The organism is Streptomyces sp. NPDC127038, from assembly GCF_042725875.1.
Taxonomy (GTDB): domain Bacteria; phylum Actinomycetota; class Actinomycetes; order Streptomycetales; family Streptomycetaceae; genus Streptomyces.
On sequence record NZ_JBHXDQ010000008.1, the window covers coordinates 103645 to 130060 of the forward strand.

Consider the following 26416-nt stretch of genomic DNA (forward strand, 5'->3'; position numbering starts at 1 on the left):
ATGCCGTACACGACTTGGAACGGGCCGGCGCCGACTACGGCGGCGCAGCAGTCGGTTACCACGGGGACCGCGATCAAGACCATGCTCCAGGTGGCGACCCCGAGCACCAGGATGATCCAGATCCTGGAGTGGGGTTTCAGCCTCGACGACCCGCCGGGCGCCGACGGTGTCATCGAGCTGCTCCAGACGGACGTCGCGGCCACGGTGACCGCGCATACGACCGCCACCGGGATCATCAACCTGGACCCGAACGGCACCAACTCCCTGTGCATCGGCGGCAGCGCGCTCACCGGCTACACCGCCACGGCCGAGGGGACGATCACGGCGACGCGTGTGTTCGACACGGTGTCGCTGTCCTCGGTGTCGGGTGAGTCCGGGCTGTCCTATGTGCGGACGTTCATGCCGGACGACCGGCCGATCGTCGCGCTCTCGAAGTTCCTCCGCATCCGGGCGACGTGCCCGACAACCGCGAGCGACATGCGGTGCTTCATCACCTTCGTGGAGGTGGGCTGACCTATGGCCCCGGGCCTCGTTCCCCAGGTTGCCGGGTTGCGGCGCCGTCTGGCGCTGCTGCCTGCCCCGGCGCGCAGCTCGGGTGAGGCCTCGGACGGCAACCCGGTCCTGGTGGAGCTGTGGGTGTCCGGGGCGTGGGTGGATATCACCGGCTACACGCTGGTCCGGGACGACTCCGGGAACATCAGCCTCAGCCGTGGTATCCGGGACGAGGGCTCACAGACTGAGGCCGGGACCTGCTCGCTCCAACTGGACAACCGGGACGGCCGGTTCTCGCCGCGGAACCCGATGGGCCCGTACTTCGGGGCAATCGGCAGGAACACCCCGGTCAGGGTGTCGGTGCCGGACGGGATGGGTGGCAAGAGCTACCGGGTGTGGGGGGAGATCTCGGAGTGGGTCCCGAACTGGGACACCAGCGGCAGCGACGTGTGGACGGATGCGACGGCGGCCGGGATCCTGCGGCGCCTCGCGCAGGGCCCGGTGCCGGACCGCTCGGTGATCTACAACGCGGTGACGGACCCGATCGGCTCGCAGGTGGTCGGGTACTGGCCGATGGAGGATGTGTCCGGGTCGACGAAGCTGGCTTCCGGGCTGCCGTCGGGGTCGCCGATGACGATGACGGGTACGCCGGAGCTCGCCTCGTACACGGGGTTCGGGGCGTCGGACCCGCTGCCCGACCTGTCCTCCGGGTACGTGTCCGGCGGTGTCGCCAAGTATGACGACCCGACGGCGACCCAGGTCCGCTTCCTTGTCTTCATCCCGGCGACGGGGCTGACCACGGGCAAGGTGATCTGTTCGATCGACCAGGTCGACTACAGCGCGGGCGCCACCCAGTTCTGGGAGCTGTACTACGGCAATTTCGCCGGCACGTCGACGTCGCTGACGCTGCGGACCTGTGCTTCTGACGGCACCAATCTGGGTGCTGACCTGGAGTCGGACTACGACGTCCGCGGGAAACTGCTGTACGTCTCGGTCGAGTTGCAGGAGTCGGGCACGGGCATCACTCGCGCCGTCCGCATCACCAACGTTTCCACCGGGGCCACGGCCAACGTGTCCAGCACCGCTGGTCTGACCCAGCTGACCCGTGTGACCCGGGTTCAGTTTGGCCCGGCATCCCGCTCGGTGACGAGCCCGATCGGCACCCAGTACCTGCCCGGCGTCGCAGTCGGACACTGCACCGTGGAGAACGCGATCAGCGCGGTCGATGCGCTGGGGCGCCGGCTGAATCCTGTCGGGGAGCCGGCCGGGCGCCGGATTCAGCGGTTGTGCAGTGAGGAGGGCATTCCGTTCGACTGGGTTGGCGACCTCGACGACACGGTGCCGCTCGGCGCGCAGGGCAAGCAGAACATGCTGTCGCTGGTTCAGGAGGCGGTGCTCGCGGACGGCGGGATGCTGTACGAGAACCGCAGCGTGCTCGGGCTCGGCTACCGCACGCGGGCGTCTCTCTGCAACCAGGACGCGGTGCTCGCGCTGGACTACGCGGGCGCGGCGTTGGCGCAGGTTCCGACGCCGGTGGAGGACGACCGGTACATCCAAAACCGGGTCACCGTGACGGTGAACGGGATCACGGGCACCTACGAGGAGACGTCAGGACGCCTGTCGACGGCGCTGCCGCCGGCCGGTGTGGGCGTGTACGGGCAGGACACGACGCTGAACCTGGCCACCTCGGATACGCCGACGCTGCTCGATCACGCGGCCTGGCGCGTACACCTCGGCACCGTTGACGAGGCCCGCTTCCCCACGGTCTCCGTGAACCTCGCACACCCGTCGATTACGCCGACGATGCGCCGGGCGATCCTCGCGATCCGCGCGGGCGACCGGATCCAGATCACGAACCCGCCGGTGTGGCTGCCGCCGGACACGATCGACCAGCTGGTCCTCGGCACGTCGGAGACGATCAGCCGGTTCGAGCACAGGTTGACGTTCAACTGCCAGCCCGCGTCGCCGTTCAATCAGATCGGCTACCTGGACGGGTCGACAGCGCGGATCGATACGGACGACTCGGCGCTGCTCGCCGCGGTGTCGTCGGGGGCGACGTCGTTGGATGTGGCGCCGGTGAATGATCCGTCGATGCTGTGGACCACCGACACGGCCGAGGTGCCGTGGGACATCCGGGTCGGCGGTGAGGTGATGCGGGTGACCGCGGTCTCCTCGAAGCTGGTGGATGCGTTCGGCCGTACCTCGTCGAGTAGTTGGGGTAGTGCGGACAGCGGTCAGGCGTGGACGACGTCGGGCGGCACCGGCACCGATTACGCGGTCGGGTCTGGGGTGGGTACGCACACGCTGGGGAGCGTGGACGTGAGCCGCCGGTGTTTCACCGACATCGGGTACGCCAATTTCGATCTTTACGGCAGCGTCACCACGAGTGCTGCGGCGACGGGTGCGCCGATCTACGCGGCGCTCGTCGGCCGGTACATCGACATCGACGGCATGTTCATGGCCCGGCTGGCGTTCTCCACGGCGAACGTGTTGACGATGGCGATCGTGCGGCGGATTGGTGGCGCGGAGTCGGTGCTCGCCTCCAGCGTCCTGTCGTACACGTACACGCCGGGCGCGTTCTTCCGGATCCGGTTCCAGGGGCAGGGTGCCCGTCTGCGGGCGAAAGCCTGGCCGGTGGCGGATCTGATTGAGACGCCGGAGTGGCAGGTGACGGTGGCGGATGGTTCGCATTCGTCGGCGACGAGTGTCGGGACCCGGTCGATTCTCGAAGTGGGCAACACGAACGTGTCCCCGGTCGTGTCCTACGACAACTTGGCCGTGGTCAACCCGCAGACCTTCACCGTGACCCGCTCGATCAACGGCGTCGTCAAGGCGCAGGCCGCAGGCACCGACATCAGGCTCGCGACTCCCACCTACTTCTCCCTGTAAGGAGGCACCATGGCTGAGGCCTACCCCACGTTCCTGGCTGGGCAGCGGATCACGGCGGCGCTGCTGCGCTCCTCGCAGGAGCAGGTCGCCCGCAAGACGTCCGACACTCCGCGGACTGCGGTGACGACGACGTTTGCGGATCCGCACCTTCAGTTCGAGGTGGCGGCGAACGCGGCGTATCGGTGGTCGGGCTGGGTCAAGTACGACGGGCCGACGGCCGCTGACCTCAGCCTGGACTTCTCGGCGCCGGCATCGAGTCTCGGCGAGTGGGGTGCCATCGGTATCGGCCACTCCCCGGTGATCGGCGCCTCGGCAGCGCCGGCGTTCTTGACCGACACCCAGGACGCGCGCGGCTACCTGACCCGTTTCGAGACCAACGACGTCACCAGCGCGCGGTCTTACGGCTGCCTCGGTACGGGCGGTACGCCGCTCACGGTCTGGGTGTACGGCACCCTCCGCACCTCGACGACCCCGGGCACGTTCTCGCTGGACTGGGCGCAGCTCGTCAGCAACGCGACCGCGGTGACCCTGTACACGGACTCGTGGCTGTCACTGCTGCGGACGGCCTGAGGAGACCCCATGGCTACCTACGTGATCACAGGCCGGAGCCCCGACGGGGAACCGCTGGTCTCGGTGCAAGTCTCCGGGATCAACCAGGAGGTGCACGTCGTCGACGACATCGACGTGGTCAACGCAGTCCGTGGCTTTCTGACCGGGCTGCCCGAGATCGGGTCGGTGGTGGCGCAGAAGTACGAGCAGGTCATCACCGTCATATGAGGAGCACCATGACAGGCAGCATCCGCAAGTATGGCCGCCGGGCACCGAGCAGGCGCCGCGCGATCCCCTTCTCCCGCATCTTCACCGGCAAGACCTCGGCCCACCCGGCGGCGGCCGACTACCTGGCCCGTTTGGGCGGCGGCTGGCAGATGCTGGGCAACGACGTCGCTGGCTGCTGCGTGTCCGTGACGTGGGCGAACTTCCGGCGCCTCGTCACGGCCATCGCCGGCGCTGAGAGGTACCCCGGCCAGGATGCGGTCTGGCAGGTCTACCGCACGCAGAACCCCGGGTTCGACCCGAACGGGACGGCCGACACCAACGGCCCCGGCTCGGAACACGACCAGGGCATGGACATTCAGACCCTGCTCGAATACCTCGTCAAGGTCGGCGGCCCCGACGGGGTGAAGGCGCTGGGCTTCGCCAAGGTCGATCCCACCAACGTGGAGGAGGTCAAGGCCGCTGTCTCCATCTTCGGCGCCGTGTGGACGGGCATCGTCGTCCAGGCCGCGAACGAGGAGGAGTTCGCCGAGGGCCGGCCGTGGGACTACCACCGCAACTCTCCTGACGAGGGCGGCCACTCGGTCCTGACCGGCGGCTACGGCGCGCCCGGCGCGGGCCCGCTGGGCGGCGACGAGCGGATGGAGACGTGGGCGGAGGAGACGAGCTTCACCGACCGGTACTGGTCCCGGAAGGTGGAGGAAGTGTGGGTCGTGATCTGGCCCGAACACCTGGCGCATCCGGCGTTCCAGGAGGGCATCGACCTGGCGGCGTTCGCTGCCGCCTATGAGGCCATTACGGGGCGGAAGTTCCCTGTCGACATCACGCCGGAGCCGGCTCCGGCCCCTCCTCCGTCGCCCACTCCTTCTCCGGCTCCTGCGCCTGATCCTCGGCTGGTTCAGGCGGCTCAGCTGATGGGCGAGTGGGCGTCCGACAACCACGTCAGCAAGAAGGGACTGCACCCATGACCGACCTGTGGATGCCCGGCGCGACCCGGCACTCGCTCGGCAACCTCGGCGCCATGAGCGGCGGCCCCGCTCGCGCCGTCTGGCACATCACCAGCAACGCCAAGGACTGGACGTTCAGGAACGAACTGAGCTGGTTCATAGGCGGCGGCGCCGACGTCGCCCCGCACCTGCTGTGGGATCCGTTCACCGGGGACATAGCCCAGTTCTTCCCCGCGGACTCGCGGTCCCTGTCGCTACAGAACGCGGGCGACGTCCGCACGAACCGGACTGGCCTGTACTGCATCCAGATCGAGATTGTGTTCACCGAGGGTGAGACAGTCGGCGGGAAGAAGTACGCGACGGTCCGGGACACCCCGTGCAAGGGCCTCGACAAGATCGTGGCCTGGCTGCGGTCTCTCGGCATCGTCGACGCGTGGCCGGGCGGGACACCGACCGGGTTCGCCCGCGACACGGTGCCCCTCGACACGTGGACGAAGCTCGGCGGCCACTACGGGCACAACCAGGTCCCGGGGAACTCGCACGTGGACCCGGGCCCGATGCCGGACCTGTTCGCGTCCACGGCCGCGCCCACGCCTGCGCCTGCGCCGGCGAAGCCGAAGGTCAGCCTGGCGCACGTCGTCGCCGCGGCGAAGAAGGACCCGTCCGCGGCGCAGGGCCACACCACGTACAAGGCCGAGGCCCTCCTGGTCGAGAAGGCGCTGCACGCCGAAGGGCTCCTGGCCGCGCAGTACGTGGACGGCAGCTTCGGCAGCAAGACACGTTCCGCCTACGCCGAGTTCCAGCGGCGCACGGTGGCCGGCCCCTACGACGGCATCCCCGGGATGACCAGCCTGAAGAAGCTCGGCGCGAAGCACGGCTTCGACGTCGTCGCCTGAATCCCTGAAGGAGATCATCATGTCCCTCGACAAGGCGTACTGGCTCGGCCTGCTCGTCTCCGTCGTCCTTCCGGTCCTCGTCGGTCTGGTGACCACGAAGGTCACGCACGCCGGGGTGAAGGCTGTCCTGCTCCTCGCGCTGAGCAGCGTGACGGGGTTCGTCACGGAGTACGCGGGCCCGCACGATGCCGGGTACAGCGTGGGCACCGCAGCCGTTCTCGCTCTCGTCAGCTTCGCCACCGGTGTGCTCAGCCACTTCGGGTTCTGGAAGCCGGTCGGCGTGGCTGCGAAGGCGCAGGATAGTTTCGTCAAGGCGGCGTGATGGCGACGCCGGACCCTGGCGTGTTCATCAGTAACGGCCAGATGTACCAGGAGCTGAGATCCCTGAGTAATGGCCTGACCCGGGTGGAGACCAAGCTCGACAGCATCGGGCAGGGGATGACGGAGCTCAGCCGGGATGTCGCCGATCATGAGTCCCGGCTGCGTGCGCTGGAGGCTATGCCGAAGGGCAGTGACATCGAGCCGCGGGTCACTACGCTCGAACGTGCCAAATGGCCGTTGCCGTCGGTGGCTGCGGTGGTGGCGGTGGGCTCGATGGGGCTGACCTTGTGGCAGGCCGCCGGCCGCTGAACGATGTGGCCCCGCTCTCTGGGAGGGCGGGGCTTCGCCATGCCGCCGGGCCGAGCCCGGCCCGGACCGCGGCTTCGTACTCGGCGACGAGCCGCAGGTACTCGGTCCGCTGCTCCGCGGTGAGGCGTTTCGTGGGGTGTGCGCCGGGTCCGGTCCAGAGGCGGCGGATGTCCTCGTTGACGGCTGCGGCAGGGCGCACGACAGCGGAGGCCGCAGAGGTGGGGGACATGATCCCATTCTACGGGCGGCCCCCGGCCGGAAGCTCTGCAACGAAGGTGCCGACACCCACCTGCATCTGCGCCAGCCCCGCCGTGCGCAGCTCGGTCAGCACGCGCCGCGCCGTCATCTGCGCGATCCCGAACTCACCCTGGATCGCGAGCACGCCCGGGAGCTGGCTGCCCGCCGGGTACGTTCCGTCGGCGATGCGCTCCTCGATGACCTCGTACACCTGCCGCCATCGGGGCACGTCGGGCTTCCAATCCATGATCGCAACGCTAGGCAGGATGAGCCTACCGAGCGAGACGAGTGTGCTTGACTCGCCTAGCGTGCCTAGCTAGCTAGGTCTACGCTGTGGTCACGAGAAAACCCCGCGGCCTGGCAGGGCCCGGGGCTTGGCCGACTGAGCTGGAGTCGACATGCCTGAGCCTAGCCGTACCCCACCCCCACGCACAGACCCGGCGACGGGCGCCAAATGGTGCGACTGGCACCAGGGCCCCTCCGCGACCGCCCGCCCCGTCCAGGGCGGCAACGCATGCGCACCATGCCGCGAGCAGCGCCACCTCACCCCGCTCCGCCAGGCGGTACGGCCGTGAGCGTCCGGACCATACAGCCGCTCGCACCCGTGGAGTACCAGGCCCTGCTCACCCACTGCATGACGTGCGGCTCATGCCGGACTGTCGCCGGGCGCCCGTGTCCGCAGGCCGGCGTGCTGCGTCAGCGGTGGCAGGCGGCGGGCCGCCAGTTCATCCGGGAGAGGAGAGTCCGGTGAGCAAGAAGTCCCTGCCGCGCTACAGCGGCCCCATGTCCGACTACTGCTGGGCCGAGCATCCGAACGGCGGGTTCCACTGCTTCCTGCCAGCGGGGCACGCCGGGACGCACTATCACCCGTACCGCAGGAAGAACTGGTAGAGACTCCCGATCCCGGCGTACCGACATGTGCCGGGCCCGGGTAGGGCGGTCGCTCCTGTCGCCCCTGGTGGGGGCGGCCGCCCGTCAGCGCACGAGGTCGGCGAGCGGGATGTCGAGCGCGTCGGAGATCAGCAGTAGGTCGCCGTACTGCGGCTCGCGCTCTGCGGCCTCGTAGCGCTGGATGCTTCGCCGGTCGAGGCCGGCGCGTTCGGCGAGCTGGTCCTGGCTGAGGCCGGCGGTGGCGCGGAGCGTGGCGATGCGGTGGCCGAGCTGGGTTTGTCGGGTGAGGACCCAGTCGGGTCGGGGGTTGCGGCGGGTAGGCACGGGTAGACGCTGGGGGCATGATGATCACAGGTCAGTACCCAAGTGGTCGCCGATTCCGTTCGACCGCCCGCCGGATTCTGGACGGCCGTCCGTCCGTCAGCAGGTTCACGGCTTGCCGTGAGCACCCCCCTGCGGCGGGCGGGCGGTCCTTATGCCGAGATTCTGTTCACTTGCCGTTCATGTGATCTAAATATTTCCTTCACAAGTGGATGACGTGACATCTGCCGGGTGAGATCGTTAGGCCGTCTGACCGGGGCGGGGCGCAGTCCGCCTCCCCGGGTGGCGGCCCCGCCCCGGTTCTGACACGTAAGAGCCCCCGGCCGGATCGGCATCGGGGGCTCCGTCGTACCCCATGGGGTACGAATGGGGAATAGATCTTGTGCACCACTGTCAAGTTGGGTCAACTGAAGTCAACCCAGGTCAGCCAACCCGAGGTGAATCCCCAGGTCATTCCCTGGACCAGCCACAATGCGCCCCGATCCATCGACATCCTGTGTCAGTGAAGTCCAGCCGTCTCCTCTCGATCCTGCTGCTGCTCCAGACCCGGGGCAGGCTCACCGCCGCCCAGCTCGCCGAGGAACTGGAGGTGTCGGTCAGGACCGTGTACCGGGACGTGGACGCACTGAGCGCGGCGGGCGTCCCGCTGTACGGCGACGCGGGACACGCGGGCGGATACCGGCTGCTCGACGGCTACCGGACCCGGCTCACCGGTCTCACCGCCGACGAGGCCGAGGCCCTGTTCCTCGCCGGGGTTCCCGGGCCCGCCGCCGAACTCGGGCTCGGCTCGGTGCTCGCGGCGGCCCAGCTGAAGGTGCGCGCCGCCCTTCCCGGTGAACTGCGCGAGCACGCGGACCGGGTGAGCGGCCGCTTCCACCTGGACGCCCCGGGCTGGTACGCGGACGCCGACGAGACCCCGTACCTCACCGCGGTCGCCGACGCCGTCTGGAACGGCCGCGTCCTTGACGTCCGTTACCGCCGCTGGCGAGAACCCACCGACGTGGAGCGCCGGCTGGAGCCGTACGGGCTCGTCCTGAAGGCGGGCCGCTGGTACGTCGTCGCCGGTCCTGGCCCGCGCACCTTCCGGGTGGACCAGATCCTCGAACTGAAGTCCTCCGGAGCGGAGTTCGCCCGGCCCGAGGACTTCGACCTGGCCGCGTACTGGAACGCGTACCAACAGGCCTTCCACGAGCGGCTGCACCGCGCGGAGGCGGTCGTGCGGATCGCGCCCGGAACGGTGCTGAGCGGTGTCGCGGGCCGCGCCGTGGCGGCCAACGGGGTTACGGACGAGGACGGTTGGACCCGTGCCACGGTCCCCGTGGAGTCCCTGGACCAGGCGCACGACGACTTCCTGCGGCTCGGGACCGCCGTCGAGGTCCTGGGGCCGCCCGAGCTGCGCGCCCTGATCGCGGAGACGATCGCCGAACTGGGCCGCAGATACGCGGAGTGACGGTCCGGGCGGGCGTGAACCCGGGGGATGCGGACGGGCGTTCCCGGGCGCGACCAGGGAACCTCCCCGTTTGGGTGAAAGCCGAACGACCTGCGGGACCGGTCGTTCCGCCGCAACTAGCGTCCGGATCCCGACACCGTGTCACCCCCGGGGGGATCCATGCGCTGCTCCGTCACCGCCCTGCTCGCCGCCGCCGGACTCGCTCTCGCCGGCTCCTCCTGCCTGGGCGGCGACAGCGGCTCCGGCGGACCGGCCGCCGGCCCGAAACCCTCCGCGGCCGCCGCCGAACGGGCCCACCAGGCCTGTGTGACCGCCTGGGCCGGCGCCATGTCGGCGGCCGACTACGACCCCGGCGAGGGCTTCGAGTCCCCGCCCGGCGCGTGCGACCGGCTGCCGGACCAACTGAAGATGTTCACGGAGGCCGAGCTGGAACACGCCACCCGCGACCGCGCGGCCATGGACGCCTGCGCCGCGACCCCCGACTGCACACCCTGGCAGCCACCGACCCCCTGACGGCCCCGGCCCGACCGGACGGGCCCCCTTCCCGGTCCGGGGGAAGGGGGCCCGTCACATGAGGAGCGGTGCCGTCAGCTGTACGTCCAGCGCCACCCGCCGGACCGGTACGCGCACGTGATCCTGCTGCCGCCCGCGGTGGTCGTGCTGGCACCGTGGTCGCTGTTGCGGCAGTACTGGCCCGCCGAGTAGCAGTTCCCGGCGTTGGACGTGATCGAGCACGTGCCGACGCTGGTCCCGCCGCTGCCGCTGCCGGAGCCGCTGTTCGAGGCGGCTCGCGCGGTGACGGTGACCCTCACCTTGACCGTCTTCGTCGCGGTCACCGTCGGTGCGGGCTTCGGCTTGGCGGTGGCCGTCGCCGTCGCCGTCGCGGTGGCCGTGACCGTGACGGTCGGGGCGGGCCGAAGCTTGTCCGCCGCGGCCTTCGTGGTGGCGGCCTTCGTGCTGCCGGTCTTCTGTCCGTCGCCGCTGCCGTCACCGCCGCCGGCGCCCACACCGACGAGGAAGGCGAAGGCGATCGCCGGCAGTACGAAGCGCTTGCGCGCCCAGCGGGGACGGCCGGGCTGCGGTGCCGGCCCGGGCGGTACCGCGCCCCGGCCGTAACCGGTCGGCGGCTGGCTGTACGACATGGTCCCCCCAAGGGATGGTTCGTGATGGGGTGACGTTATCGGGTGATGTGAAGAAAGTGTGAGTGATCGGTGAAGAGGTGACGCAGTTGTGATCAACTTCGCGCAGCCGAGCCGAGCCGAGCCGAGCCGAGCCGAGCCGAGCCGAGCCGAGCCGGTGTGCGGCGCGGCAGTGGAAATGTGACGGCCGGGCGGTCCTCCGGTGCGGGGAGGGGCCGCCCGGCCGGTGGCCCTGTCGTCAGGGACAGGGCCTCGTACGCGGAGCCTTAGCGGGGACTATTCGAGAAGCTCCGCGTACGAACCCATGGCGAGGGCGATGTCCGCCTGCGCCCAGAACCGGTGGTACGTGAAGGACGGCGCGGCGCCGCCCGCCAGATAGGCCTGGATCTTCGACCAGGCCGGGTCGTTCTTGTAGAAGGAGCGCAACGACGCGAACGTGGAGGAGGAGTTGATCGCGTCGCCGTTGGGCATCGTGCCGGTCCAGCCGCTCGGCACGTACACGCTGTCGTTGAAGCGGTTGTAGTCGGCGCGGGTCTCCGGGACCGCGATGCCCAGCGCGTCCTGGTAGTTGTTCCACATCCCGTCCAGGAGCGCCTTGGCCGTCGTCTTCGCCTGGGCGTTGCCGGACTTGGCGGCGTAGTAGGAGAGGGTCTTGGCGTAGGCGGCGGCCACGCCCACGTCGTTCGTGTAGTCCGCCACGGTGACGTGAAGTCCGCTGTTGCTGCCGGGACTCGACGCGTTCCAGGTGTCCGGGGCGCCGGACCACTGGAGGGTGGAGGGGATCTGGTAGGTGCCGTCCGGGTTGATCGTGGTCTTGGACAGCGCCCACGCGACCCACTTGTCGAGGACCGCCTTCGCGCTCGCGTTCCCCGTCTGCTGGTAGTACTCGGCGACCCGCTCCATGGACCAGGCCTGGAAGCCGAACCACTGGTTGGACGGCGGGTCGTGGTACACCGGCTGCTGGTCGTAGTACATGCCGTAGAAGGTCGGCGTCCCGGCCGGAGGCGTCGCGTACCGGCCGGCCCAGCTGTTGGTCGCGCCGCCCGCTATGGCGCCCTCGCTCGACTGGAGCCAGCGGTAGAACTCCAGTTGCCGGGTGAGGGACGTGCCCCAGTCCGCCGCGCCTGTCGAGGACTTGGGCTTCAGATCGGCGTTGGTGCTGAGCGCGTAGGCGGCCAGGGGGTTCTGGTAGCCGCCGTGGACATGGCTGGAGCCGATGCGCCAGGCCCAGCCCGCCGAGGTGTCGGTCGCCCCGCCCCAGGCGTAGTACCAGGAGATCAGATAGTCCGAGGCGTCCTTGCCGGTCCCCGCCGGGCAGGTCGTGGGACCGACGCAGTTGCCTATTTTCTTGAAGTACTTGTCGTACATGGCGTAGCGCAGATAGTCGCCCATCTTCGCCGCCTTGCCGACGGTAGCCGACACGTCCGCGCTCTTGCCCTGGGCCTTGGCCCACACGTCGGCCCAGTACGCGGCCTGCACCGCACGCGCGTCGGCGTCCGGGGCGTCCGTGTACTTCCACTGCTTCGCGTACGAGGAGTCCCCGGTGAAGAGGTCCAAGTAGCCGTTCTTTCCGCCGTACTTGAAGGAGTCGCAGGTCGGCTGCGGAACCGTCTCCCACACCGACTCCTGCGCCCCGCGCTGGAAGGTGTTGATGTACGAGGGACCCGTGGCGGTGGGCCCGGCCTCGCACTTGCCGGGCTCGTCGCCGTAGCCGTAGGTGTTGTCCACGTCCTGGAGCCAGTGCATGCCGTACACGTCGTCCGTGCCGTACGCGCTCTTCAGCTCGGCGGCGATCGGGTCCGTGCCGACGGAGACACCCGTGTCCAGCTTGGCCGGGTACTCGTTCGGGGTGTCCAGCTCGGGCGCGTAGGTGGCCGGTTTGGACGCGTTGTAGAACGAGTTGGTCGGCTGGTCGGCGTGCGTGGGGATCATGTACGTCTCCATGGTCGTCCACGCGGCGTTGAACTTCGACCAGTCGCCGGTGACCTTCCCGTACATCGCCTGGAGCCAGATCAGATAGCTGTACGCCTCCGACGTCGTCTCGTGCCCCTGGTCAGGCGCCTCGACGATCAGCGTCTCCACCGAGTGGTACGGGATGCCCTCGGGGGAGAAGTAGCCGTTCGCCGGGTTGGTGATCCTGCCGTAGAGGTCCAGGAAGCGGGCGTCGTACGCCTTCGTCGCGGCCAGTTCCGTCACGGTGACCGTGGCCTTGGCCTGGCCGGTCGCCGAGGCCGTGAAGGTCGCGGACCCGGTGCCCGAGGCGTCGGCGGTGATCGTCACCGTCTGGGCGGTGTTCCAGTTGGACGGGGTGAAGACCAGACTCGAACCGCCGGTCACGGACAGCCCGGTGTTGCCGTCCGTCCGGGCCACCGCCACCGTCACAGTGGCGCTCGGCTGGGTCGACAGCTTGACCGCGAACGTCCCCGACTTGCCCTGCTGGACGCCGAGTTGCGTCGGGGAGGCGACGATCGCCGGTCCCGCGGCGACCGTGATGCCGACGGGCGTGGAGTCCGCGGAGGCGCCCAGGCTGTCGTACGCCTTCGCGACGATGGAGTGGGCGCCCACGGCCAGCCCCGAGGCCGACAGGGTGAACGGCGCGCTGGTGTCGGTGCCGAGCAGGGCCGTGTCGTCGTAGAACTCGACCTTGGAGACGGTCGCCCCGTCGGCCGCTGCCGCGGTCGCGGCCAGCGGCACGGAGTCGCCCTGGGTGTAGACGGCGCCGGCCGTGGGGCTGGTCAGCACGGTGACCGGCGGCTGGTGGGCCCCGGCGCAGGTGGTGCCGTTGACGGCGTACGACGCGGGGGCGGCGTTGGTGCCGCTGTACGTGAACTGCGCCCCCGTGGTCACGGCGGTCCCGGCGGCGATCGTCCCGTTCCACGCCGCGTTCTTGACGGTGACCGCCTTGCCGGACTGGGACCAGGTGCCGTTCCAGCCGTTGGTGAGGGTCTGGTTGCCCGTGTAGGCGTAGGTCAGGGTCCAGCCGTTGACGGCGTCGGTACCCCGGTTGGTGATCGTCAGATCCGCCGTGAAGCCGGAGCCCCAGTCGTTGGTCTTGTAGTCGACGCTGCACTGAAGTGCCGCCGCGTGTGCGGGAGTCGTACCGGTCGCCAGCGTGGTGAGCGGCAGCGCGAGTGCTGCGACCACGGCGGTCCACAAACGCCGCGACCTGCGACGACGTCTCCATCGAGGGCTGTGATCCATGGTGCTGGTTCCTCCTTGCGGCTCGGAGAATGGGGGGAGGAGCAACAAGCCTTGAACCAGTGGGAGCGCTCCCATAGTGGAGAGGGGGACGGGAACGGTCAAGGTGCTTGAAGAGTCGAAATGATTCGGAAGATCGACTGTGCGACTCCTCTGGGCAACGGCGGCACTTGGCGCTAGCTTCATCCGCACCAGTGGGAGCGGTTCCATCAGTCGACGCGTCCGTCACGGCGCGCCAGAGCTGCAAGGAGTCGCTTCATGCGTCACCCCCCGCGTCTGTCTCTCCTGGTGTTCGGAGCCGCGGCCGCCCTCGTGGGCACGGCCGTCGCGCCGGTCGTCACGGCCTCGGGAGCCACCCCCGCGTGCACGGTGGAGTACTCGGTCACCGGCCAGTGGGATACCGGCTTCCAGGGCGCCGTGAACATCACCAACAACATGGCCGCGCTGAGTGGTTGGAGCCTCGGCTTCGACTTCCCGGGCGGCCAGAAGGTCACCCAGGGCTGGAACGCCAAGTGGTCCCAGTCGGGCACGGCGGTCACCGTGTCCAACGAGAGCTGGAACGGCTCGCTCGCGAGCGGCGCGACCGTCAGCGCCGGCTTCCTCGCCTCCTGGTCGGGAAGCAACCCGCCCCCGACGGCCTTCAGGCTGAACGGCACCACCTGCAACGTGGACACCCAGCCGACCCCCACACCCACTCCCACGCCCACCCCGACCCCCACCGATCCGCCCCCGGCGGGCGGCGAGGCGCCGAAGCTGCGCGTCTCGGGAACGAAACTGGTCGACTCCGCGGGAGCCACCCGCAGGCTGCTCGGGGTCAACCGCTCCGGCGGCGAGTTCATGTGCGTCCAGGGCTACGGCTTCTTCGACGGTCCCGTCGACGACGCCTCCGTCAAGGCCATCGCGGACTGGAAGGCCAACACCGTCCGCATCCCGCTCAACGAGGAGTGCTGGCTGGGCCTTTCCAACATCAAACCGGAGTACGCGGGCGCCAACTACATCGCCGCGGTCAAGGGTCTGGTGGCCGAGGTCGAGGCGCACGGCATGACCCCCGTGCTCGATCTGCACTGGACCTACGGCCAGTACACGGGCAACTCGGCGGGCTGCTCCGACGTGCACGCCACCTGTCAGAAACCGATGCCCGACGCCCAGTACACCCCGTCCTTCTGGTCCTCGGTCGCGAGCACCTTCAAGGACGACCAGGCCGTCGCGTTCGACCTGTTCAACGAGCCCTACCCGGACCGTGCGACCTCCACGGCCACCCAGGCGTGGACCTGCTGGCGCGACGGCGGCACCTGCCCCGGCATCTCCTACCAGGTCGCCGGAATGCAGTCCCTGGTCGACGCCGTCCGCGGCACCGGCGCCAGGAACGTGATCCTGGCCGGCGGTCTCGCGTACTCCAACGACCTCAGCCAGTGGCTGACGTACAGACCCAGCGATCCCACGGGCAATCTCGTCGCCGCGTACCACGTCTACAACTTCAACACCTGCGCGAGCGAGAGCTGCTGGAACTCGACCCTCGCCCCCGTCGCCGCCCAAGTACCGCTGGTGGCGGGGGAGATCGGGGAGAACACCTGCTCCCACTCGTTCGTCGACACCGTCATGAAGTGGTTCGACGACCGGGGTCTGTCCTACCTCGGCTGGACCTGGAACACCTGGGACTGCTCCTCGGGCCCGTCACTGATCTCGAACTACGACGGGACCCCGACCGCCTACGGCATCGGGCTGCGCGACCATCTGCGCGCCCTCGGCGGATAGGAAGCCGCTCGTCTTCCGCCGGGGGCCGGCTCAGTCCTTCTTCCCCAGCCCCCGGCGGATCGCGAGCTCCACCGCCGAGTACGTCCCGTCGGACCGTTCCAGCTCGCACGGAACCGCCGGGTGCAGCGGTGGCTGCGCCATGAACCGGGGCCGCCTCCCGTGGTGCGGCTGCGCCGCGTGCACCAGGAAGGGGTGACACAGGTACACGTCGCCGGGCCGGCCGGTGGCGTACGCGACCGGCCGGTGCGCCGACGCCTCGACCAGGCTCGGGGCCAGGTCGAGACCCGAGACGCCGTCCTCCCCGTACGGTTCGAGGAGCGGGGGGACGTCCAGGTGCGAGCCGACGCGGATGCGGGTCGGAGCGTCCTCGGGGCCCACCTCGGTGAACAGGAACAACATCAGCAGGGCGCGGTCCCGGGAGCGCAGATTGGTGTGGTACCAGGTCGCGCCCTCGGGCAGATAGCTCCCCTCGATGTGCCAGCCCGCGTCGTCCGGCTCGTCGGCGTGCGGGAAGCGCAGGGGGAAGCTCCCCAGCGAGTAGCGCGGCTCCCAGCGGCCCTCGCCGAGCAGCAGGTCGAACGCGTCGTGCAGGGCGGGCGTGTTGACGGCGGCGGCGAAGGGGCCCTGGGCCATCCCCGAGACCCAGCGCACCGGCTCGGTCCAGGTGGCCGGGTCGTCCGGTGAGCAGCCCGTCTCCTTCCACAGCAGCCGGGCGCAGTCGGCCGCGACCCGCGCCGGGAAGGCGCCCTCGATCCGTACGAAGCCGTCCTCGAGAAAGCGCTCCAGCATGCCGTCGTCCATGCGGCCATGCTCGACGACGGGGCCCGCCCGCGCACCCCGTTTTCCGGTGCCGTCCTTTTGCCGTTCGAGCAACACGACTGGCCGTTTCCGGGAGCGGCGGCGCAGGCTTGCCTCCTACCGAGAGAGAGGCTCGCCCCATGACACAGGACCACGATCACGGCCACGGCAGCGGCTGCGCCCACCACCAGGGCGGGACGCAGGATCGCGGCCGTCACCAGGGCGGCGCGCACGGCCACGGGGACGCCGGGGGGCACGCTCACGGCGACTCCCACGGACACACGCACATGGACTTCGGCCAGATGCTGCCCCTGCTGGTGCAGGAGGCGGAGCTGTTCATGCCGGCCTACGTCCAGGCGGCCGACTGGCTCCGGGAGCAGCGTCCCGACCCGGGGCTGATCGTGGACGCGGGAAGCGGCCCCGGGGTCATCTCCGGTCTGTTCGCCGAGAAGTTCCCCGGCGCGCGGATCGTCGCCGTGGACGGGGCCGAACCCCTGCTTGAGGAGGCCCGGGCCCGTGCCGGGCGGCTCGGCTTCGCCGACCGCTTCAGCACGATCGAGGCCGAACTCTCGGAAGGCATCGGCGACCTGGAGTATCCGGCGGATCTGCTGTGGGCGAGCAGGTCGCTGCACCACGTCGGTGACCAGCGCGCCGCGCTCACCGGTTTCGTCCGGAGCCTGGCGCCCGGCGGCACCCTCGCGCTGCTTGAGGGCGGCCTGCCCACGCGGTTCCTCCCGCGTGACACCGGTATCGGCCGGCCCGGCCTGGAGGCCAGGATCGACGCGGTGCACGACGAGTGGTTCACCCGGATGCGGACCGAACTGCCCGGGTCGGTGGCGGAGACGGAGGACTGGCCGGCCCTGCTGGAGGCGGTCGGGCTGCGCCACACCGCGACCCGTACCTTCCTGCTCGACCTTCCCGCCCCGGTCTCGGACGAGGCCCGCGCCTTCGCCGTCACCGCCCTGACCCGCAGGCGGGAGGGGCTCGCCGAAGGCCTCGACGCCGAGGACGTCGCCGCCCTCGACCGCCTCCTCGACCCGGCGGACAAGGCGAGCGTGCACCACCGTTCGGACGTGTTCGTCCTGACGGCGATGACGGTGTACGTGGGCGTCAAGCCCGAGTAGTCCCGGAGGCCGATCGCCGATCGCCGGTCGCCGGTCGCCGACCGCCGACCGCCGACCGCCGACCGCCGACCGCCCGTCGGGCCGGGCGCGGTCGGCGCCGGCCTTGACTTCGAGCACGCTTCAAGTGATGAACTCCCGGAGTTCCGCGCACAGTTGGCCCGCCCGGGCCGGACACTCCCGGAGGTACACCATGACCGATTCTCCCGTCGCGCTCGTCACCGGGGGCGGAAGCGGCATCGGAGCCGCGGTCGCCCGCCGGCTGCTCGACAGCGGGCACCGGGTGGCCGTCACCGGCCGAGGGGCGGAGCGGCTGAGCGCCTTCGCCGAGGAACTCGGCCGCCCCGAGGGACTGTTGACGATCGTCGGCCACGCGGCTGAGTACGACCGGGTGCGGGCCGCGGTCGAGGTGACGCTCAAGGAGTTCGGGCGGATCGACACCGTCGTCGCCAACGCGGGCTTCGCCACGCACGACACGGTCGCGGACGGGGATCCCGCCGGCTGGCCGGAGATGGTGCTGACCAACGTGCTCGGGCCCGCGCTGCTCATCAGGGCGTCCATCGACGCGCTGAAGGAGTCCCGCGGCCGGATCGTCCTGATCGGCAGCGTCGCCGGGCACGTGAACACGCCCGGCAACATCTACGGCGCGACGAAGTGGGCGGTGACCGGGCTCGCCGAGAACACCCGGCGCCAGGTCACCGAGTACGGCGTGGGCGTGACCCTGATCTCGCCCGGCCGGGTGGAGACCCCGTTCTGGGACAGCTACGGCAGCCTGCCGCCCGGGCAGCTCCTGACGGCGGACCAGCTCGCCGACTCGATCGTCTGGGCGGTCGGGCAGCCGGCGGGCGTCGATGTGAACACGGTCGTCGTCCGCCCGATCGGCCAGCCCGTCTGACACACGGCCGCAGGCCCGGACGCGATGGGCGTCCGGGCCTGCGCTGCGGTCGGGGGCGCGCCGCCGCGCCGGGTCAGCCGACGTCGAACGCGGCCGGGTCGGGGCCGATCCTGCGGTCCTCGTTCAGGGCCGAGATCGCCGCGATGTCCTCGGTGTCCAGGGAGAAGTCGAAGACGTCGATGTTCTCCTTGATCCTGGACGGCGTCACGGACTTCGGGATCACGATGTTGCCGAGCTGGAGGTGCCAGCGGAGCACGATCTGGGCCGGGGTGCGGCCGTGCTTCTGGGCGATGGCGACGATCGCCGGGACCTCCAGGAGCCCCTTGCCCTGGCCCAGCGGCGACCAGCCCTCGGTCGCGATGCCCTGCTCCGCGTGGAACTCACGGGCCGCGCGCTGCTGGAGGTGCGGGTGCAGCTCGATCTGGTTGACGGCGGGGATGACCGACGTCTCCTCGATCAGCCTCGCCAGGTGCTCCGGCAGGAAGTTCGAGGTGCCGATGGCCTTGGCGCGGCCGTCGGCGTAGATCTTCTCGAAGGCCTTGAAGGTGTCGACGTAACGGCCGCGGGAGGGCGTCGGCCAGTGGATCAGGTACAGGTCGACGTAGTCCAGGCCGAGCTTGTCCAGCGAGGTGTCGAAGGCGCGCAGGGCGGAGTCGTACCCCTGGTCGCTGTTCCAGAGCTTGGTGGTGACGAAGAGCTCCTCGCGGGCGATGCCGGAGGCGCCGACGGCCTTGCCCGTGCCCGCTTCGTTGCCGTAGATCGCCGCTGTGTCGATGCTGCGGTACCCGGACTCCAGCGCGGTGGCGACCGCCCGCTCCGCCTCGTCGTCCGGCACCTGCCAGACACCGAAGCCCAGCTGCGGCATCTCGACGCCGTTGTTCAGGATGATCGGGGGGACCTTGCTCACGAGCTCTCGATCCTTCAGTCGTCGGATGGTTCTCGTATCGTCAACGATCACGGGCCGTGATGCATTCCTGACCGGGCTCCGGGCGCACGGAATCGCAGATTGGCTGAAATAGTCCTATCAGTCGTCCCCGGGCTTGCGCCGGAGACCGATCCGGGATCACGTCCGGTACAGCGCCTCGACCTCCGTCGCGTACGCCTTCTCGATCGCCTTGCGCTTCAGCTTCAGCGACGGCGTCAGCAGCCCGTGCTCCTCGGTGAACTGGTTGGCCAGGATCCGGAACGTACGGATCGACTCGGCCTGCGAGACGAGGGTGTTCGCGGCGACCACGGCGCGCCGCACCTCGGTCTCCAGATCGGGGTCCCGCACCAGGGCGCCGGCGGACAGCGGCGGCTTGCCGCGCATCTGGAGCCAGTGCTCCACGGCCTCGGAGTCGAGGGTGACGAGCGCGGCGATGTACGGCCGGTCGTTGCCGACCACTATGCACTGGGCGACCAGCGGATGGTCGCGCACCCGCTCCTCCAGCACGCCCGGCGAGACGCTCTTGCCGCCGGAGGTCACCAGGATCTCCTTCTTGCGCCCGGTGATGGTGAGGTAGCCGTCCTCGTCCAGGGAGCCGAGGTCCCCGGTGGCGAGCCAGCCGTCGTGCAGGGTGGCGTCGGTGGCCTTGTCGTTGTTCAGATAGCCCTGGAAGACGTTGCCGCCGTTCAGCCAGATCTCGCCGTCGTCCGCGATGTGCACCGTGGTGCCGGGGATCGCCTGTCCGACGGTCCCGAACCGGGTGAGCTCGGGCGGGTTGGCGGTGGCCGCCGCCGTGGACTCGGTGAGCCCGTACCCCTCGTAGATGGTGATGCCCGCGCCCGCGAAGAACAGCCCGAGCCTGCGGTCCATCGCGGAACCGCCCGACATCGCGTGTCTGACCCGGCCGCCCATCGCGGCCCGGACCTTGGCGTAGACGAGCTTGTCGAGGACCTGGTGCTGCATGCGCAGGCTCGCCGAGGGGCCGGGACCGGTGCCCCAGGCCTTGGCCTCGACGGCGTCCGCGTACCGCACGGCGACGTCCACGGCCTTCTCGAAGGGACCGGCCTTGCCCTCGCGCTCGGCCTTGCGGCGCGCGGAGTTGAAGACCTTCTCGAAGATGTACGGCACCGCCAGGAAGAAGGTGGGCCGGAACGCGGCGAGGTCCGGCAGCAGCGCGGAGGCGTTCAGCTGGGGCTGGTGCCCGAACTTCACCCTCCCGCGGAACGCGGCGATCTGCACCATCCGCCCGAAGACGTGCGCGAGCGGCAGGAACAGCAGGGTGCTCGCCTCGTCGCCGCGCTTGGAGTGGAAGACCGGCTCCCAGCGCTCGATGACGGTGTCCGCCTCGAACATGAAGTTCGCGTGCGAGATGACACAGCCCTTGGGGCGTCCCGTGGTCCCGGAGGTGTAGATGATCGTCGCGGTCGAGTCGGGCGTGACCGCGCGGCGGTGCCGGTGCACCACCTCGTCGTCGAGGTGCGCGCCCGCCTCGTACAGCTCGTGCACCGCGCCCACGTCGAGCTGCCAGAGCCGGTGCAACTGCGGCAGCCGGTCGACGACCGTGGCGATGGTCATCGCGTGGTCCTCGTGCTCCACCATCACCGCCGACACCTGGGCGTCGTGCAGCATCCAGAAGACCTGCTCGGCGGAGGACGTGGGGTAGATGGGCACGACCTGGGCGCCGATCGTCCACAGGGCGAAGTCGAAGAGGGTCCACTCGTAGCGGGTGCGGCACATGATGGCGACCCGGTCGCCGAAGCGGACACCGTGGGTCAGCATGCCCTTGGCGAGCGCCAGGACCTCGTCCCGGAACTCGGCCGAGGTGACGTCGCGCCACTGTCCCTGCTCGTCCTTGCGGCCGAGGGCGACATGGAGCGGGTCCAGATGGGCGTACTCGAACACGGCGTCGGCCAGGCCGCCCACCGGCGGCGCCGACGCCGACGGGGGGTTGGTGAACTCGCGCAATACCGCTCCTCGTGGCCTCCGCACAGCGCCGTGAAAGCTACCCCACCACGGGAGCGGGCGGGAGGGGGCTCGAATCGCCGGGGGGTGTGCCGTGCGCACAGGTCAACCAGGGGAAATGCCCGCACAAGGGGAGGGGGCGGACAGAATTCCCTACGGTTCCGTAGGTTTCGCGTGCTTAATCTCCACGGAATCGCTACGACACGGAACGCCTCCGAAAGGCCGCGGCCGACGTCCGCCCGGTGCCCGCGGCACTAGCTCTGCCGCCCCCGGTGCAGCCGGTCGCCGCCCGTGAGGATCGCCGCCGCGAGCGCGTCCGCGGCACCCTGCGCGGACGGCCGCCGTCTGCCGTGCACCAGCACGAAGTCCACCTCGCCGAGCTCCGGGAGCCCCGCCCGCTCCGGGACCCGGACCAGACCGGGCGGCACGAGGCCGCGGGAGTGCGCCATCACGCCGAGGCCCGCGCGGGCCGCCGCGATCAGACCGTTCAGGCTGCCGCTCGTGCAGGCGACGCGCCACGGCCGGCCCTGGCGCTCCAGCGCTTCGAGCGCGAGCGCGCGGGTGATGCCCGGCGGCGGGTAGACGATCAGCGGGACCGGGCGGTCCGGGTCGAGGCGCAGCCGCGGGGCGCCGATCCACACGAGCCGGTCGTGCCAGACGAGCTCGCCGCGCGGATCCTCGGGCCGCCGCTTCGCCAGTACCAGATCGAGATGCCCGGCGGCGAGCTGTTCGTGGAGCGTGCCGGACAGCTCGACGGTCAGTTCGAGGTCCACCTCGGGGTGGTCGGTGCGGAAGCCCTCCAGGATCTCCGGCAGCCGGGTCAGCACGAAGTCCTCGGACGCGCCGAACCGCAGCCGCCCGCGCAGCCGCGTCCCGGTGAAGAACGCCGTCGCCTGCTCCTGCACCTCAAGGATCCGCCGCGCGAAGCCGAGCATCGCCTCGCCGTCCTCGGTGAGCTCGACGGAGTGGGTGTCGCGGGAGAAGAACTGCCGGCCGGCCGCGTCCTCCAGCCGGCGCACGTGCTGGCTGACGGTGGACTGGCGCACCCCCAGCCGCCGGGCGGCCTGCGTGAAGCTCAGCGTCTGGGCCACCGCCAGGAACGTACGCAGCTGGGACGGGTCGTACACACCGCCACGTTATCGCGATACGTGATGACAGTCAGAGCGGTATGACGGATTCCCGATCGGGCCGGGGCGGAGGACGATGGAGAGGGCACGATCCGCCGACGGCGATCGGCCGCACCGAACCGAGCGACCGAGCAGTGGAGCACCGTGAAACGCCTGAAGTGGCCGAGCTGGATGCCGGTCGACCCCTACATCCTGCTGCTGCTCGGGACCGTGGGTCTCGCCGCCCTGTTCCCCGCGAGCGGAACCGCGGCGGACGTCGCCTCGGGCGCGTCCACGGCGGCCATCGCCTTCCTCTTCTTCCTGTACGGCGCACGCCTGTCCACCCGTGAGGCACTGGACGGCCTCAAGCACTGGCGCCTGCACGGTACGGTCCTGATCTGCACGTTCGTGGCGTTCCCGCTGCTCGGCCTGGCCGCCCGCGGTCTGGAACCGGCGCTCCTGACGCACGACCTCTACCTGGGCCTGCTCTTCCTGACGCTCGTCCCCTCCACCATCCAGTCGTCGATCGCCTTCACCTCGATCGCCCGCGGCAACGTGCCCGCCGCCATCTGCGCGGGCTCCTTCTCCTCGCTCGCGGGCATCGTCGTCACCCCGCTGCTCGCCGCGCTCCTCCTCGGCGGCAGCGGCGGCTTCTCCGCGGACGCGCTCGTCAGGATCGTGCTCCAGCTCCTGGTGCCGTTCCTGGCCGGGCAGCTGCTGCGCCCGTGGATCGGCGCGTTCATCACCCGCCACCGGAAGGTCCTCGGCTACGTCGACCGCGGATCGATCCTGCTCGTCGTGTACACCGCCTTCAGCGAGGGCATGGTGCAGGGCATCTGGAGCCAGGTGAGCGCCGTCCGGCTGGCGGAGCTCCTCCTCGTCGAGGCCCTGCTGCTCGCCGCGATGCTGCTGCTGACCTGGTACGGCTCGAAGGCCCTGTGCTTCGGCCGGGAGGACCGGATCGCCATCCAGTTCGCCGGGTCCAAGAAGTCGCTGGCCTCGGGCCTGCCGATGGCCGGCGTGCTGTTCGGCGCGCACGCCTCCCTCGCCGTGCTCCCGCTGATGCTCTTCCACCAGATGCAGCTCATGGTGTGCGCGGTGATCGCCAGGCGCCGGGCCCGGGATCCCGAGGCGGGCGGACGCACCGGCCCGGACGAGCGGGCCGGTACCGGCGACGCGACGGGCCCCGGTGGCGCGGCCGGCCCGCCCGGCGGAGCGGCCCGCGCCACCGAAACCCTCCGCTCCGCCGGGGCCCGCGTCTCATCGGCGCCCGGCACGGCTCGCTAGTGGCGCGGCGGGCGGTGTCGGTGCCGTGGCGGCGGCGGCCGCCTCAGTCCTTGCCGCTCACACGGTCCAGCGGGAGCCACAGGACGGTGTCCGGGGTCACCTTCCGTGAGGGCGGCGCCGACAGTTCGTCGTCGGTCAGCGCGCGGTCGTAGACCCGTACGTCGTCGATCGCCCCGGTGAAGAAGGCACGGCTGTCCATCCGCTGGCCGATGTGCACGCCGAACGGCGAGTTCCGGCTCACCGATCCGGGGACGTCGGCCGTGCTCACGGTCGTCCCGTCGATGAACAGGGTGAGCCGTCCCGCGCCGCGGCGCAGCGCCAGACGGTGCCACTGGCCGTCGTTGAAGGCGGCGGTGGTCCGTACGAACGCCGTGGCCGGGGGCGACGCGCCGTCCCTGGTGGTGATCAGACCGGTGATGCGGTTGGACGCGGGCTCCGCGCGCAGCCAGACCTGCGGCTGGCTCGTCCCGATCCCGCCCATCCACAGCAGGGGCTGCTCACCGCTGGTGGCGGTGTAGCGGAACCACAGGGAGGCGGTGAAGTCCTTCGTCCCCAGCGGCAGCCGGTCCTGGTAAGGGAGGCGTACGGCGTCGTCGGTGCCGTCGAACTCCAGCGCGCCGCCGAGGACGCCGGGGGTCTCGCTCGCGCCGCCGAGCACCGCCGCCCGCCGGGTGAACGGGGCGAGGTCGGCCGTCGTCGGGTCCGGGCCCCGGCGCGGCTGGAGCCAGTCCTCGGTGAAGCGGACGAAGCGGATCTCGTCGCGCGCGTCGACCGCGCCGCCCTCGTACACCAGACCCACGGTGTCACCGTCGGCACGCACCAGGTCGGAGTAGCCGGACCAGTCGGCGGTGACGACCGTGCCCCGGTCCACGCTGTCCCAGGTGCGCCCGCCGTCGTAGGAGGAGCGGATCATCATGGTCCGGCGGCGGTCCGGGTCGGCCGGGCAGGACAGCAGGATCCGGTCGCCGACCCGCAGCGTCGAGCCCTGAACCTGGGGCGCGTAGAGGTCCGGGAGGTCACGGAAGGGGGACACGAAGCTGTCGCCGCCGTCCCGGCTGACCGCCTCGGTGCGGTGGCCGAGATCGGTGCCGTCCTGCTCCCGGCCGCTGACCAGGACCGATCCGTCGGCGCGCTCGGTGAGCGTCATCTCGGACGGCTTCTGCCGGTAGGTGCCGTCGGCCGCGATCGGCCAGGAGTCCCGCGCCCCGATGCGCCAGTGGTCGCCGCCGTCGTCGCTGGTGACGAGGGCGGCGTTGTTGGCGGTGACCCGACTGCCGTCCCAGGTCTCGGTGTTGACGGCGAACACCAGCCGGCCCGCGTGCCGGCCGCGGGTGAGCTGGATGCCGTGGACGGGGCCGGTGGCGTACCAGGAGTTCCAGTCCGCGGGCAGGATCTCGTCGCTCAGATCGCGCGGCCGCGACCAGCTGAGGCCGTCGTCGTCGCTGTACTGGAGGTGCGGGGTGCGGTCGCAGGGGACCGAGCAGCTCGCGCTGTCGGTGCGGCCGGTGTTGTACGTCTCCGCCAGCACGATCCGGCCGGTCTCCCGGTCCACGACCGGCGTGGGATTGCCGTGGGTGTCCCCGTTCCCGTCGTTGACGACCTGGAGCGGGCTCCAGGTGCGTCCGCCGTCGGTGGAACGCTTCACCACGATGTCGATGTCGGCCGCGTCGCCGCAGTTCAGGACGCGTCCCTCGGCGAACGCCAGCAGGGTGCCCCGGGTCGTCCGGACGACCGACGGGATGCGGAAGCAGGCGTAGCCCGGGTCCTGGGACGCCTTGAACAGCACCTGTTGCTCGAACGGGCCGTCGGTGGACGCCGGTTCGGCCCGGGCCGTGCCCGGCATCGTGACGAGCGCGGCGATGCCGAGCAGGACGACGAGAAGGGATCTCAGACGGGTGGGGAGGCGTGACGGCATGGTGCGACCTGCCCTTCGTACGGCGACTGGGCATTCCGGATTCTATGGACATCCCACGTCCAACGTTCGCGCCGCAGAGGCTACTTGGGCGTTCACACACCCCACAAGGAGCAAGGACCGGTCGTGTTCACGCCAGATTTTCGCGTTCGTGTGACCGCCCGGCGGGGAGCCGTTCACGGGCTCGTCGATCCGGATTTCCGGTACGGACGGCTGATGCGGGCTAACGTTCCGTCATGACCGCACCCGAAACCGAACCCCGCCTCGCCCTCGATCCGACGCGCACGGCCCTCGTGCTCGTCGATCTGATGGAGCGCATCGTGGCGCTGCCTCTCGAACCGCACAAGGGGACCGAAGTGCTAGCCACCGCACAGGAGTTGGCGGAATCCTTCCGGAAGGCGGGCGCGCTCGTCGTGCTCGTCAGGGTCGAGCGGTCCGGGGTCGCGGAGCAGCCCGCCGGGAGCGGTCTGGTCGCCGGGCTCGTCGCGGAGGGTGACCTGGAGATCGTGAAGCGGACCATCGGCGGCTTCCAGGGGACCGGCCTGGACGAGCGGCTGCGCGAACACGGCGTCTCCACCCTGGTGTTCGGCGGAATCGCCACCAACCTCGGGGTCGAGTCGACCGCGCGCGCCGGCGGGGACCTCGGCTACGACCTCGTCTTCGTGGAGGACGCCATGGCCGCCTTCACCCCGGCCGAGCACGAGGCGTCCGTCCGGCTGGACTTCCCGCGCCTCGGCACGGTCGTGACCGCCGCTGAGGTGCGCTTCTCGGCGGGGTGAACCCCGGCCGGC

The 26416-nt window shown here is 70.4% G+C and carries 25 protein-coding genes; 16 read left to right on the forward strand and 9 right to left on the reverse strand.

What is annotated here, in order from left to right; translation table 11 throughout:
* Genes ACFWI4_RS08915 through ACFWI4_RS08950 form a run of 8 tightly spaced genes read left to right on the forward strand, consistent with a single transcriptional unit; the run spans position 1 to position 6628 of the window.
* Positions 1-513: a hypothetical protein gene (locus ACFWI4_RS08915; RefSeq protein ID WP_387192590.1), complete on the forward strand. Its 513-nt coding sequence runs from the start codon at positions 1-3 to the stop codon at positions 511-513.
* A gap of 3 nt (positions 514-516) precedes the next feature.
* Positions 517-3381, forward strand: a complete 2865-nt coding sequence (locus ACFWI4_RS08920; protein WP_387192593.1) for a hypothetical protein — start codon at positions 517-519, stop codon at positions 3379-3381.
* Positions 3382-3390: 9 nt separating this feature from the next.
* On the forward strand, positions 3391-3951 hold the full coding sequence (locus ACFWI4_RS08925) for a hypothetical protein (RefSeq protein WP_387192596.1): 561 nt from the start codon (positions 3391-3393) through the stop codon (positions 3949-3951).
* Positions 3952-3960: 9 nt separating this feature from the next.
* Complete coding sequence (locus tag ACFWI4_RS08930) at positions 3961-4158, forward strand: hypothetical protein (protein WP_387192599.1); 198 nt, start codon at positions 3961-3963, stop codon at positions 4156-4158.
* Between the two features lie 8 nt (positions 4159-4166).
* Positions 4167-5123: a hypothetical protein gene (locus ACFWI4_RS08935; RefSeq protein ID WP_387192602.1), complete on the forward strand. Its 957-nt coding sequence runs from the start codon at positions 4167-4169 to the stop codon at positions 5121-5123.
* Positions 5120-5998, forward strand: a complete 879-nt coding sequence (locus ACFWI4_RS08940) for a peptidoglycan-binding protein (RefSeq protein WP_387192605.1) — start codon at positions 5120-5122, stop codon at positions 5996-5998. Before ACFWI4_RS08935 ends, ACFWI4_RS08940 begins: the two co-directional genes overlap by 4 nt.
* A 19-nt stretch (positions 5999-6017) precedes the next feature.
* Positions 6018-6320, forward strand: a complete 303-nt coding sequence (locus tag ACFWI4_RS08945; RefSeq protein ID WP_387192608.1) for a hypothetical protein — start codon at positions 6018-6020, stop codon at positions 6318-6320.
* Positions 6320-6628 (forward strand): hypothetical protein, encoded by a 309-nt coding sequence (locus tag ACFWI4_RS08950; protein ID WP_387192610.1) that lies wholly within the window; start codon positions 6320-6322, stop codon positions 6626-6628. Before ACFWI4_RS08945 ends, ACFWI4_RS08950 begins: the two co-directional genes overlap by 1 nt.
* Positions 6629-6866: 238 nt before the next feature.
* Here the strand turns inward: ACFWI4_RS08950 and ACFWI4_RS08955 are convergent, their stop codons facing one another.
* Positions 6867-7112 (reverse strand): GntR family transcriptional regulator, encoded by a 246-nt coding sequence (locus ACFWI4_RS08955; protein WP_387192613.1) that lies wholly within the window; start codon positions 7110-7112, stop codon positions 6867-6869.
* A gap of 500 nt (positions 7113-7612) precedes the next feature.
* On the opposite strand from ACFWI4_RS08955, the gene ACFWI4_RS08960 reads away from it, so the two are divergent.
* Positions 7613-7756, forward strand: a complete 144-nt coding sequence (locus ACFWI4_RS08960; RefSeq protein WP_387192615.1) for a hypothetical protein — start codon at positions 7613-7615, stop codon at positions 7754-7756.
* A gap of 84 nt (positions 7757-7840) precedes the next feature.
* On the opposite strand, the gene ACFWI4_RS08965 is transcribed toward ACFWI4_RS08960, so the two are convergent.
* On the reverse strand, positions 7841-8080 hold the full coding sequence (locus ACFWI4_RS08965) for a helix-turn-helix domain-containing protein (RefSeq protein ID WP_387192618.1): 240 nt from the start codon (positions 8078-8080) through the stop codon (positions 7841-7843).
* Between the two features lie 499 nt (positions 8081-8579).
* Between ACFWI4_RS08965 and ACFWI4_RS08970 the strand changes: the two genes are divergently transcribed.
* Together ACFWI4_RS08970 and ACFWI4_RS08975 are read left to right on the forward strand one after the other, a co-directional pair.
* The gene (locus ACFWI4_RS08970) at positions 8580-9527 is read left to right on the forward strand and encodes a helix-turn-helix transcriptional regulator (protein ID WP_387192621.1); all 948 of its coding nucleotides are present in this window, start codon (positions 8580-8582) and stop codon (positions 9525-9527) included.
* A gap of 159 nt (positions 9528-9686) precedes the next feature.
* The gene (locus ACFWI4_RS08975) at positions 9687-10040 is read left to right on the forward strand and encodes a hypothetical protein (RefSeq protein WP_387192624.1); all 354 of its coding nucleotides are present in this window, start codon (positions 9687-9689) and stop codon (positions 10038-10040) included.
* A 74-nt stretch (positions 10041-10114) separates the two neighbouring features.
* Here ACFWI4_RS08975 and ACFWI4_RS08980 read toward each other — a convergent pair whose 3' ends face one another.
* Both ACFWI4_RS08980 and ACFWI4_RS08985 read right to left on the reverse strand, forming a co-directional pair.
* Complete coding sequence (locus tag ACFWI4_RS08980) at positions 10115-10669, reverse strand: hypothetical protein (RefSeq protein ID WP_387192627.1); 555 nt, start codon at positions 10667-10669, stop codon at positions 10115-10117.
* A gap of 273 nt (positions 10670-10942) precedes the next feature.
* Complete coding sequence (locus ACFWI4_RS08985; RefSeq protein ID WP_387192629.1) at positions 10943-13867, reverse strand: glycoside hydrolase family 48 protein; 2925 nt, start codon at positions 13865-13867, stop codon at positions 10943-10945.
* A 255-nt stretch (positions 13868-14122) separates the two neighbouring features.
* On the opposite strand from ACFWI4_RS08985, the gene ACFWI4_RS08990 reads away from it, so the two are divergent.
* The gene (locus tag ACFWI4_RS08990; protein ID WP_387192632.1) at positions 14123-15619 is read left to right on the forward strand and encodes a cellulase family glycosylhydrolase; all 1497 of its coding nucleotides are present in this window, start codon (positions 14123-14125) and stop codon (positions 15617-15619) included.
* Between the two features lie 30 nt (positions 15620-15649).
* On the opposite strand, the gene ACFWI4_RS08995 is transcribed toward ACFWI4_RS08990, so the two are convergent.
* Positions 15650-16420, reverse strand: a complete 771-nt coding sequence (locus tag ACFWI4_RS08995) for a phytanoyl-CoA dioxygenase family protein (protein WP_387192635.1) — start codon at positions 16418-16420, stop codon at positions 15650-15652.
* Positions 16421-16557: 137 nt separating this feature from the next.
* On the opposite strand from ACFWI4_RS08995, the gene ACFWI4_RS09000 reads away from it, so the two are divergent.
* Positions 16558-17541 (forward strand): class I SAM-dependent methyltransferase, encoded by a 984-nt coding sequence (locus tag ACFWI4_RS09000; RefSeq protein ID WP_387192638.1) that lies wholly within the window; start codon positions 16558-16560, stop codon positions 17539-17541.
* Between the two features lie 190 nt (positions 17542-17731).
* Positions 17732-18433 carry an SDR family oxidoreductase gene (locus ACFWI4_RS09005; protein WP_387192641.1) on the forward strand — a complete coding sequence of 234 codons (702 nt, stop codon included), beginning with the start codon at positions 17732-17734 and terminating at the stop codon, positions 18431-18433.
* Between the two features lie 73 nt (positions 18434-18506).
* Here the strand turns inward: ACFWI4_RS09005 and ACFWI4_RS09010 are convergent, their stop codons facing one another.
* The 3 genes from ACFWI4_RS09010 to ACFWI4_RS09020 form a co-directional block, all read right to left on the reverse strand.
* A complete protein-coding gene (locus ACFWI4_RS09010) occupies positions 18507-19298 on the reverse strand; it encodes an aldo/keto reductase (RefSeq protein ID WP_385408184.1) in 792 nt (263 codons plus the stop codon).
* 198 nt (positions 19299-19496) lie between these two features.
* Positions 19497-21323 carry an AMP-dependent synthetase/ligase gene (locus tag ACFWI4_RS09015; RefSeq protein WP_387192644.1) on the reverse strand — a complete coding sequence of 609 codons (1827 nt, stop codon included), beginning with the start codon at positions 21321-21323 and terminating at the stop codon, positions 19497-19499.
* Between the two features lie 251 nt (positions 21324-21574).
* Positions 21575-22447, reverse strand: coding sequence for a LysR substrate-binding domain-containing protein (locus tag ACFWI4_RS09020; RefSeq protein ID WP_385408110.1), 873 nt, complete (start codon positions 22445-22447; stop codon positions 21575-21577).
* Between the two features lie 144 nt (positions 22448-22591).
* Between ACFWI4_RS09020 and ACFWI4_RS09025 the strand changes: the two genes are divergently transcribed.
* Positions 22592-23713: a bile acid:sodium symporter family protein gene (locus ACFWI4_RS09025; protein WP_387192647.1), complete on the forward strand. Its 1122-nt coding sequence runs from the start codon at positions 22592-22594 to the stop codon at positions 23711-23713.
* 43 nt (positions 23714-23756) lie between these two features.
* On the opposite strand, the gene ACFWI4_RS09030 is transcribed toward ACFWI4_RS09025, so the two are convergent.
* A complete protein-coding gene (locus ACFWI4_RS09030) occupies positions 23757-25628 on the reverse strand; it encodes an exo-alpha-sialidase (protein WP_387192650.1) in 1872 nt (623 codons plus the stop codon).
* 233 nt (positions 25629-25861) lie between these two features.
* Between ACFWI4_RS09030 and ACFWI4_RS09035 the strand changes: the two genes are divergently transcribed.
* Positions 25862-26404, forward strand: a complete 543-nt coding sequence (locus tag ACFWI4_RS09035) for an isochorismatase family protein (RefSeq protein ID WP_385408106.1) — start codon at positions 25862-25864, stop codon at positions 26402-26404.
* Positions 26405-26416: the final 12 nt, after the last annotated feature.